Below are 8,940 nucleotides of genomic sequence, written 5' to 3'. Positions count from 1 at the left end.
GGCGGTGTCCGGCGCGGCGGCCGGCGAGGAACCGTCACCGGCCGCGTCGCCGCCCCCGTTCCCGCCGCAGCCGACGGCCAGCGCCGTCGCGCCCGCCGCGAGGAGGGCCGCGCGTCGTGTGGTGCGCAGGCTTGTGTGCGGGGTCGTACCGGTCATGTCGCCACTCCTGGGGGATCGAGGGGAAAGGGATCATTTCGGGGAGATCACGGCATTTTCGCACCGGCCGTCTCGGCGGGCGGGCACCGGACACCGGCCGTGTCCGTTCTGACTAGGCTGGGCGGGCGAACAACCGATACGCACGTCAGCAAGGAGCAACGCCGTGGCGGTACGAGCGGTCCGGGGTGCCGTCCAGCTCGAGCGGGACGAGGCCGGCCACATGGAGGAACGGGTCGGCGCGCTGCTCACCGCGGTGCTGGAACGCAACGATCTGACCACGGACGACCTGATCAGCATCTGGTTCACCGCCACGCCCGACCTGCACAGCGACTTCCCGGCCGCCGCCGCCCGCAAGCTCGGCATCCTGGACGTCCCCCTGATCTGCGCCCAGGAACTGGACGTCGAGGGCGCCCTGCCCCGCGTCGTGCGCATCCTCGCGCACATCGAGTCCGACCGGCCGCGCGCCGGCATCGCCCATGTGTACCTCGGCGCCGCGGCGGCCCTGCGCAAGGACATCGCCCAGTGAGGACCGCACTCGTCATCGGCACCGGACTGATCGGCACGTCCGCCGCCCTCGCCCTGACCCAGCGGGGCGTCACCGTCCACCTCGCCGACCACGACCCGGAGCAGGCCCGCACGGCCGCCGCGCTCGGCGCCGGTACCGACGGGCCCCCCGGGGGACCGGTGGACCTGGCGATCGTCGCCGCCCCGCCCGCCCACGTGGCCCGGGTGCTCGCCGACGCCATGGAGCGCGGCGCGGCACGCGGGTACGTCGACGTCGCCAGCGTCAAGGGCGGGCCGCGCCGCGAGCTGGAGCAGCGCGGGCTCGACCTCTCGGCGTACATCGGCACGCACCCCATGTCCGGCCGGGAGAAGTCCGGCCCGCTGGCCGCGGGCGCGGACCTCTTCGAGGGCCGCCCCTGGGTGCTCACACCCACCCGGGACACCGACACCGAGGTGCTGAACCTCGCCCTCGAGCTGGTCTCGCACTGCAGGGCCGTCCCGGTCGTCATGGAGGCCGACGCCCACGACCGCGCCGTGGCCCTGGTCTCCCACATGCCGCACCTGGTGGCCGGCATGGTCGCCGCGCGCCTGGAGGACGCCGAGGAGGCCGCCGTACGACTGTGCGGGCAGGGCATCCGGGACGTGACCAGGATCGCGGCCTCCGACCCCCGGATGTGGGTCGACATCCTCTCCGCGAACCCCGGCCCGGTCGCCGACCTGCTCACCGACATCGGCGCCGACCTGGAGGAGACCGTACGGGCCCTGCGCGCGCTGCAGTCCTCCGACGAGGACAAGCGGCGCGAGGGCAGCGCCGGCATCGAGGACGTGCTGCGCCGCGGCAACGCCGGCCGGACCAGGGTCCCCGGCAAGCACGGGTCCGCCCCGCGCGCGTACGAGGTCGTGGCGGTGCTCATCGACGACCAGCCGGGCCAGCTGGCACGCATCTTCGCGGACGCCGGCCGTGCGGGCGTCAACATCGAGGACGTCCGGATCGAGCACGCGACCGGGCAGCGGGCCGGTCTGATCCAGCTCATGGTGGAGCCGCAGGCGGCTCCGGTGCTCGCCGCCGCGCTGCGGGAGCGGGGCTGGTCCGTCCGGCAGTAGCGCCTGCCGGACGCCGGACGCCGGACGACGTGTGGCGGACGACGTGTGGCGGGTGGCGGTTGCCGTCCGCGGTGGGCGGACGGCCGCCCGCGGCGGCCGGCCCGGGCGCCGCGGGCGGTGCCGGTGCCGGTCCCCGGAGCGGTCGCGCCCCCGCCCCCGGGTACGGCCGATCGGGGGACGCGCACCCAGTAACCTTGTGCGGGGCGGTTTCGCGCCCCGCTCCCCGCCAGCCAGGTTCAGGAAGGTCCCCACTGTGGAAAGCTCCACGCCAGTGATTGTCGCCATCGACGGCCCGTCCGGCACGGGCAAGTCGAGCACGTCGAAGGCCGTGGCGGCGCAGCTCGGCCTGAGCTACCTGGACACCGGCGCCCAGTACCGGGCGATCACCTGGTGGATGGTGACCAACGGGATCGACACCGCCGACCCCTCCGCGATCGCCGCCGCGGCCGGCAAGCCCGAGATCCTCTCCGGCACCGACCCGGAGAAGCCCGCCATCACGGTCGACGGCGTCGACGTGGCCGGCCCGATCCGCGAGCAGGAGGTCACCTCCAAGGTCAGCGCGGTCAGCGCGGTCCCCGAGGTGCGCACCCGGATCACCGAGCTGCAGCGCTCCATCGCCGCCTCCGCCGTCACCGGCATAGTCGTCGAGGGCCGCGACATCGGTACCACCGTGCTGCCCGACGCCGACCTGAAGATCTTCCTCACCGCCTCCCCGGAGGCGCGGGCCGCCCGCCGCAGCGGAGAGCTCAAGGGCGCCGACCTGCAGGCCACGCGTGAGGCCCTGGTCAAGCGGGACGCGGCCGACTCCAGCCGCAAGACCTCCCCGCTGGCCAAGGCGGACGACGCGGTCGAGGTGGACACCACCGACCTGACCCTGCAGCAGGTCATCGAGTGCGTCGTCACCCTCGTCGAGGAGAAGCGAGCCGGCCGGTGACCGAGGTTCCGTCGGCGCGGGGCGCCGAGATAGGACGGCGCATCGGCGTCGGCCTGATGTACGGCTTCTGGAAGCCGCGCGTGCTGGGCGCCTGGCGGATGCCCGCCTCCGGCCCGGTGCTCCTCGCCGTGAACCACTCCCACAACATCGACGGTCCGATGGTCATGGGCGTGGCGCCCCGGCCCACGCACTTCCTGATCAAGCGGGAGGCGTTCATCGGGCCGCTCGACCCGTTCCTGACCGGCATCGGCCAGGTGAAGGTGGACCGGAACACCACCGACCGCACGGCCGTCTCCCGGGCGCTGGGCGTCCTGCAGCAGGGCGGAGTCCTCGGCATCTTCCCCGAGGGCACCCGCGGCGAGGGCGACTTCGCCTCGCTGCGCGCGGGGCTCGCCTACTTCGCCCTGCGCGGCGGCGCGCCGATCGTGCCCGTCGCCGTCCTGGGAAGTTCCGGGCGGGGCGGACGGTTGATAAAGGCGCTGCCCCCGCTGCGCTCCCGCGTCGACGTCGTCTTCGGCGACCCGTTCGACGCGGGCGACGGCAGCGGGCGACGCACCCGCAAGGCGCTGGACGAGGCGACCGAGCGCATCCAGAAGCAGCTCACCGCGCACCTGGAGAACGCCAGGCGCCTCACCGGGCGCTGACGGAAACTGAGTAGTGGAACGCCCGGAACCGGGTGCTCCACCGACCACCACGATGAACGACGAGGTACGGACTTCATGAACGACCACATCCAGCCCGACGGCTCGGCCGAGCACGAGCACGACCACGGGGCGCTCGGCGACGCCGAGTTCGCGGAGTTCATGGAGCTCGCCGCGGAGGAGGGCTTCGACCTCGAGGACGTCGAGGGCGCCATCGAGGCGGCCGGACACGGCCCGCTTCCGGTGCTCGCCGTCGTCGGACGCCCCAACGTCGGCAAGTCGACCCTGGTGAACCGCATCATCGGCCGCCGCGAGGCGGTCGTCGAGGACAAGCCGGGCGTCACCCGCGACCGCGTCACCTACGAGGCCGAGTGGGCGGGCCGCCGCTTCAAGGTCGTCGACACCGGCGGCTGGGAGCAGGACGTCCTCGGCATCGACGCCTCCGTGGCGGCGCAGGCCGAGTACGCGATCGAGGCGGCCGACGCCGTCGTGTTCGTGGTGGACGCCAAGGTGGGCGCGACCGACACCGACGAGGCCGTCGTCCGGCTGCTGCGCAAGGCCGGCAAGCCGGTCGTCCTGTGCGCCAACAAGGTGGACGGCCCGAGCGGCGAGGCCGACGCCTCCTACCTGTGGTCCCTGGGCCTGGGCGAGCCGCACCCGGTCTCCGCCCTGCACGGCCGCGGCACCGGCGACATGCTGGACCAGGTCCTGGAGGCGCTGCCGGAGGCCCCCGCGCAGACCTTCGGCACGGCGGTCGGTGGCCCGCGCCGGATCGCCCTGATCGGCCGCCCGAACGTCGGCAAGTCCTCCCTGCTGAACAAGGTCGCCGGGGAGGAGCGCGTCGTCGTCAACGAGATCGCCGGGACCACCCGCGACCCGGTCGACGAGCTGATCGAGCTGGGCGGGAAGACCTGGAAGTTCGTGGACACCGCGGGCATCCGCAAGCGCGTCCACCTCCAGCAGGGCGCGGACTACTACGCCTCGCTGCGCACCGCCGCCGCCGTCGAGAAGGCCGAGGTCGCCGTCGTCCTCCTCGACGCCTCCGACTCGATCTCGGTGCAGGACCAGCGCATCGTGACCATGGCCGTGGAGGCGGGACGCGCGCTCGTCCTCGCGTTCAACAAGTGGGACACCCTCGACGAGGAGCGCCGCTACTACCTGGAGCGGGAGATCGAGACCGAGCTCGGCCAGGTCGCCTGGGCGCCGCGGGTGAACGTGTCGGCCCGCACCGGACGCCACATGGAGAAACTGGTTCCGGCGATCGAGACGGCCCTGGCGGGCTGGGAGACCCGCGTCCCGACGGGCAGGCTGAACGCCTTCCTCGGCGAGCTGGTCGCCGCCCACCCGCACCCCGTGCGCGGCGGCAAGCAGCCGCGCATCCTGTTCGGCACGCAGGCGGGCACCCGGCCGCCGCGGTTCGTGCTGTTCGCCTCCGGTTTCATCGAGGCGGGCTACCGGCGGTTCATCGAACGCCGGCTGCGCGAGGAGTTCGGCTTCGAGGGCACCCCCCTCCACCTCTCGGTGCGGGTGCGCGAGAAGCGCGGCAAGAAGAAGTGACCCCACCCGCCGTCGGCGGATTCGGTGCGCCTCGGTCAGGCCTCCCGGCGCGGGGCCGGAGGCAGCGCCGCCGGGACGTGGCGCCTCTCGACGGCATGCCGGCCGACCGCCGGGACGCGCTGCCACTGCGGCTGCCCCGCGCTCTGCCGGGCACTGTTCGCCCCCGCGCTGTAGGCGCCGTACGACCCGCCGCCGATGGGGCCGGCGGCAGGACCGGCGACGGGGCCGCCGAACGTGCCCGAGCCGTGGCCGACGGAGGGATCCGTACCGTGCGGGACGCTTCCGAAGGCGGCGAAGCCCAGTTTCTCCTCGCCGCTGCGGTCGCCCGGCAGCGAGCGGAAGGACTTCACGTACTCGGCGTAGAGCGCGTCGTAGATGGGCGTGGCCGAGGGGCCGCCCGTGGACTCCTGGGGCCGCCGCACGGGTGCGGGGACCAACGGGAAGGGCCGGCGGCGGGGAGCGTCGTATGCGTGCACGTATCTCCCAACGACCCCGCCCGGTAAGGGATGCGGCCGGGGGACGGGTTTTCGCCGGTCACCGGCTTGCCCGCCGGTCGGTCGCCGGCAGCCGGGTCCCGGCCGGTCGGTCGTCGGCCGTCGCTCACCGGCCGTCGGTCGTCGGCCGGTCAGAGACCGGCGAGCGGCAGCGCCGCCGTGACCAGCCTTCCGTTCGCCGCGGCCCTGTCCAGCGCGTCGCGCAGCAGGTCCTCGCGCGGCTGGCGGCCGATCGAGCCGACCGGAGCCGCGAACAGCAGCACCTGCTGGTGCTTGTTGGCGGCCGCCCGCCAGCCCTCGGTGACCTGGAGCGGCTGGTGCGCCTGCCACCAGGCCACGGGCTGTCCGCCGTTCGGGTTCGGCTGGAGCACCGCGTGCAGCTGTCCCACGGCCAGCAGGACCGACCAGCCGTGCAGCACGGCCGGCGCGGTGGACAACTCGGTCACGGGCATGAAGCCCTGCTCGATGAGCAGGGGCAGGAAGTCGTCGCCGGGCCCGAGGGAGCCGGGCCGCGCCACCGGGGCGGTCGGCTCGACGACCAGGGCCGGGTGCAGTTCCCCGGCGATCAGGACCAGTCCGCTGGTCACGCCGAGCACGGCCTGCTCGGGCACGGCGTAGGGCGCCGCGGACTGATGGGGAGCGGCCTGGTAGGGAGCGGCCGGGGCCGTCTCCGCGTACTGCGCGTACGGTGCGGCCTGCGCGTACGGTGCGTCCTGCGGGGGCGCCGCCGGGGCCGTGGCGTAGCCGCTGATCGACCGCGCGGCGCTCTGGAGCTGTTCCTCGGTGACCTGGACGACCTGCGAGGGCAGGCAGGTGGAGTGGGCGAAGGCGAGGACGGCGGTCTCGTCCCCGACGAACAGGACCGTGCTGGTCCGCTCCTGCTCCGGATCGCCCGGTGTGCGGCAGGAGGTGCAGTCGTAACCGCCCGGGGCGGAATCTCCCGCGAGCAGGCGGTCGGCTTCTTCGTCGCCGATCTCGGCGCGTACCTCGTTGCTGACGTCGAGCATGCGCGGCACGGGGGGCTCCCTCGGGATGCGGTGCGTGGCGGGGCCGGGTGGGTTCCGGCCGTGGTCCGGGGCGGGCCCCCGGCTCCTGCAGATGACAACGGGCGATCCGCGGCGGGAGTCACGCCCGGGAGCGAGCGGAATCGAACCGGCCTGCGCACGCGGTCACTTCCGGCGGGGAACCGGCTGCCTGTCGTCAACTACCCCTTGTGGAAATGCCGTTGACCGGGAGAAGGGACTCATGGGGCAGGCGTTCCACCGGTCGATAAATCAGGAAATCGGTGGATGGGGTGGATGCCCTGGAATCGACCCCATCGGGGTTAGCGTCGAACCGACTTGCGAAAGGAGGAGGCGCTCGACACCGGTCCGCCGGTCGTCCGGACCCTCGCGTCGGCTCGGCGACCGTACAGGAAGTACCGGGGGCGCCCGTGAAGCCGGCAGGGCCCTTCCGGCGCGTCCGCGCCGAGCCGGCCGAACCGGTGCGGCGGCACCCGGCCGCCCCGTGCGCCGGCGGTGAGGCGCCCTCCGGGTGTCCGCCGGTGCCCCGCCCGGCGTCCGGACGGGCCCCGTCTCCTCGCGGACGGTTCCTGTCCGCGAGGGCTGGCAGACTCGGCCCATGATGGAGACCTCGGCACGACTGCTGCGTCTGCTGTCCCTGCTCCAGGCCCACCGCGAGTGGTCCGGCGCCGACCTGGCCGGGCGGCTCGGGGTCAGTTCCCGGACCCTGCGCCGTGACGTGAACCGGCTGCGCGCGCTCGGCTACCCCGTCAACGCCGGTCCCGGGACCGGCGGCGGCTACCGGCTGGGCGCGGGCGCCGAACTGCCGCCGCTGCTGCTGGACGACGACGAGGCCGTCGCCGTCGTGGTGGGGCTGCGCGCGGCGGCCGGACAGGGTGTCGAGGACATCGGGGAGACCTCGGTGCGGGCCCTGGCCAAGCTGGAACAGGTGCTGCCGGACCGGCTGCGCCGCCGGGTGGGGGCCCTGAACGCCGTCACCGTGCCGATGCTGCGCGGACCGGGCGCCGACGCCGTCGACCCGGCCGTGCTCACCGAGATCGCCCAGCTCTGCCGCGACACCGAACGCCTGCGTTTCGCCTACCGGGGCCACGACGGCGTGACGAGCCGCCGCACCGTGGAACCGCACCGCCTGGTGTGCTCGGAACGCCGCTGGTACCTGGTCGCCTGGGACCTCGGCCGCGAGGACTGGCGCACCTTCCGGGTCGACCGCCTCACCCCGAGGCCCCCGCACGGCCCGCGCTTCGCCCCGCGTGAGCCCCCGGCCGAAGACCTGGCCGCCTACGTGTCCCGGGGCGTCTCCACGCACGTGTACGCCTCGCGGGCCGAGATACGGCTGCTGGTGCCCGTGGAGGAGGCCGCGGCGCGGATCTCGCCCTCCACCGGCACGCTCCGGGCGGAAGGGGCGGAGAGCTGTGTCCTGACCACCGGGGCGGCGAGCTTCAGCGCCCTGGTGGTCCACGTGATGCTGCTGGGCTTCGAGTTCGAGGTGCTGGAACCGGCCGGGCTGACCGACGCGATCACCGCGGCCCGCGACCGGCTCTCCCGCGCCCTGGCCCGGCCGGAGGAGGCCGGCGCGGCGAGCTGATGCCGCCCTCCGGCCGGGCCCTCCCCCCCCAGCCCTCCGACCGGGCCGGCCGCGGGGTGGGCGGATCGTGTGAAGGAAGCGTGGGTTTCCGCGTGCTGCCGTCCGTCCGGGGTGCGCGCGTCGTCCCGGTGGCGGAATGGAATGGCGGGAACGGGGCCGGGGCATTTCCCCGGAACGCCCCACCGGGTTTATCGGGGCTCCCGGCGCGGCGTCCGGCCATTGTGTTCGACCACGTTCGGAGAGGCTGTGAACCACCCATTCGTGTGATGCATGCCGGCATAAACGTCTGTCGTGATCCTGTGACAGAAGTGTGACCGCAGGGGGATCCCGGGCGGGTGTTCCCGGCCGGGCCTTCCCCGCCCGCCGGGCAGGGCATAGCGTGACCGTATGGCACCCATTCCGACATCCCCCACGGACCCCGACGACAGCCCGGACGCCTATGTGGGCCTGCCCGTGGACCGGGCCGAGTCCCGCGCGCGCGAGCGCGGCTGGGCCACGGTCCGGACGCTGCGACCGGGGACGATCATCACCATGGAGTACCGCGTGGGACGGCTGAACTTCGAGGTGAAGGACGGCACGGTGGCGCGGTCCTGGAAGGGCTGAGACACGGCGACGGCCCCGGTTCCACGAGGGGACCGGGGCCGGGGTGTGCGTACCGGGCCGCCGCCGAGGGGCCCGGCGGGAGGGTCAGGAGCGGGTCGCCGGGGTGTTGCCGCGCGGATGGCGTTCGCCGTGCGGCGGACGGCGGCTGCCGGCCGGGGAGAACGGTGTGCGCTCCGCGCGCGTCGAGTACGGACCCGGCGCCGGCCGGGCGGTCGGGCGGGCGGCCGGGCGGGACGCGGAGACCGGGTCGGGGGCCGTGCCGGCCTCGCGGCCGGCGAGGGGCCTGAGCATGACCGGCGTCGCCACGGGGGCCGAGGGCGCCGCCCGGCCCCGCCGGGCG

The 8,940-nt window shown here is 74.4% G+C and carries 9 protein-coding genes and 1 pseudogene; 7 read left to right on the top strand and 3 right to left on the bottom strand.

Features of this window, described 5'->3' with window-relative positions:
- The first annotated feature begins 319 nt into the window (after positions 1 to 319).
- The 5 genes from aroH (at position 320) to der (ending at position 4,896) form a co-directional block, all read left to right on the top strand.
- Positions 320 to 682 carry a chorismate mutase gene (gene aroH / locus AOK18_RS10195; protein ID WP_055694096.1) on the top strand — a complete coding sequence of 121 codons (363 nt, stop codon included), beginning with the start codon at positions 320 to 322 and terminating at the stop codon, positions 680 to 682.
- Positions 679 to 1,764, top strand: coding sequence for a prephenate dehydrogenase (locus AOK18_RS10190; RefSeq protein WP_055694095.1), 1,086 nt, complete (start codon positions 679 to 681; stop codon positions 1,762 to 1,764). The genes aroH and AOK18_RS10190 overlap by 4 nt, the downstream gene beginning before the upstream one ends.
- Positions 1,765 to 2,017: 253 nt before the next feature.
- Positions 2,018 to 2,698 (top strand): (d)CMP kinase, encoded by a 681-nt coding sequence (gene cmk / locus AOK18_RS10185; RefSeq protein ID WP_055573899.1) that lies wholly within the window; start codon positions 2,018 to 2,020, stop codon positions 2,696 to 2,698.
- Positions 2,695 to 3,342 carry a lysophospholipid acyltransferase family protein gene (locus AOK18_RS10180; RefSeq protein WP_055573900.1) on the top strand — a complete coding sequence of 216 codons (648 nt, stop codon included), beginning with the start codon at positions 2,695 to 2,697 and terminating at the stop codon, positions 3,340 to 3,342. The genes cmk and AOK18_RS10180 overlap by 4 nt, the downstream gene beginning before the upstream one ends.
- A gap of 75 nt (positions 3,343 to 3,417) precedes the next feature.
- Entirely contained in the window at positions 3,418 to 4,896 is a 1,479-nt protein-coding gene (gene der, locus AOK18_RS10175; protein WP_055694094.1) for a ribosome biogenesis GTPase Der, read from the top strand.
- Between the two features lie 35 nt (positions 4,897 to 4,931).
- On the opposite strand, the gene AOK18_RS10170 is transcribed toward der, so the two are convergent.
- Both AOK18_RS10170 and AOK18_RS10165 read right to left on the bottom strand, forming a co-directional pair.
- Complete coding sequence (locus tag AOK18_RS10170; protein ID WP_055572002.1) at positions 4,932 to 5,372, bottom strand: hypothetical protein; 441 nt, start codon at positions 5,370 to 5,372, stop codon at positions 4,932 to 4,934.
- Between the two features lie 149 nt (positions 5,373 to 5,521).
- Positions 5,522 to 6,406, bottom strand: a complete 885-nt coding sequence (locus AOK18_RS10165; protein WP_055694093.1) for a hypothetical protein — start codon at positions 6,404 to 6,406, stop codon at positions 5,522 to 5,524.
- 604 nt (positions 6,407 to 7,010) lie between these two features.
- On the opposite strand from AOK18_RS10165, the gene AOK18_RS10160 reads away from it, so the two are divergent.
- Together AOK18_RS10160 and AOK18_RS10155 are read left to right on the top strand one after the other, a co-directional pair.
- On the top strand, positions 7,011 to 7,997 hold the full coding sequence (locus AOK18_RS10160) for a helix-turn-helix transcriptional regulator (protein ID WP_055572000.1): 987 nt from the start codon (positions 7,011 to 7,013) through the stop codon (positions 7,995 to 7,997).
- 387 nt (positions 7,998 to 8,384) lie between these two features.
- Positions 8,385 to 8,600, top strand: a complete 216-nt coding sequence (locus tag AOK18_RS10155; RefSeq protein WP_055571999.1) for an I78 family peptidase inhibitor — start codon at positions 8,385 to 8,387, stop codon at positions 8,598 to 8,600.
- Between the two features lie 84 nt (positions 8,601 to 8,684).
- On the opposite strand, the pseudogene AOK18_RS33570 reads toward AOK18_RS10155, so the two are convergent.
- Positions 8,685 to 8,940 (bottom strand): annotated as a pseudogene (locus AOK18_RS33570) (phosphatase PAP2 family protein); the annotation flags it as partial.

Origin of the sequence: Streptomyces prasinopilosus (assembly GCF_001419695.1) — a bacterium.
Classification (GTDB): Bacteria; Actinomycetota; Actinomycetes; order Streptomycetales; family Streptomycetaceae; genus Streptomyces; species Streptomyces prasinopilosus.
The sequence above is the reverse complement of the archived record's forward strand: the minus strand, read 5'-3'. Positions and strand labels throughout refer to the sequence as shown.

What these genes read in the sequence shown, in the direction of transcription:
- der (WP_055694094.1), top strand. Translation starts at nt 3,418, where the DNA reads ATGAACGACCACATCCAGCCCGACGGCTCGGCCGAGCACGAGCACGAC.
- AOK18_RS10160 (WP_055572000.1), top strand. Translation starts at nt 7,011, where the DNA reads ATGATGGAGACCTCGGCACGACTGCTGCGTCTGCTGTCCCTGCTCCAG.
- AOK18_RS10155 (WP_055571999.1), top strand. Translation starts at nt 8,385, where the DNA reads ATGGCACCCATTCCGACATCCCCCACGGACCCCGACGACAGCCCGGAC.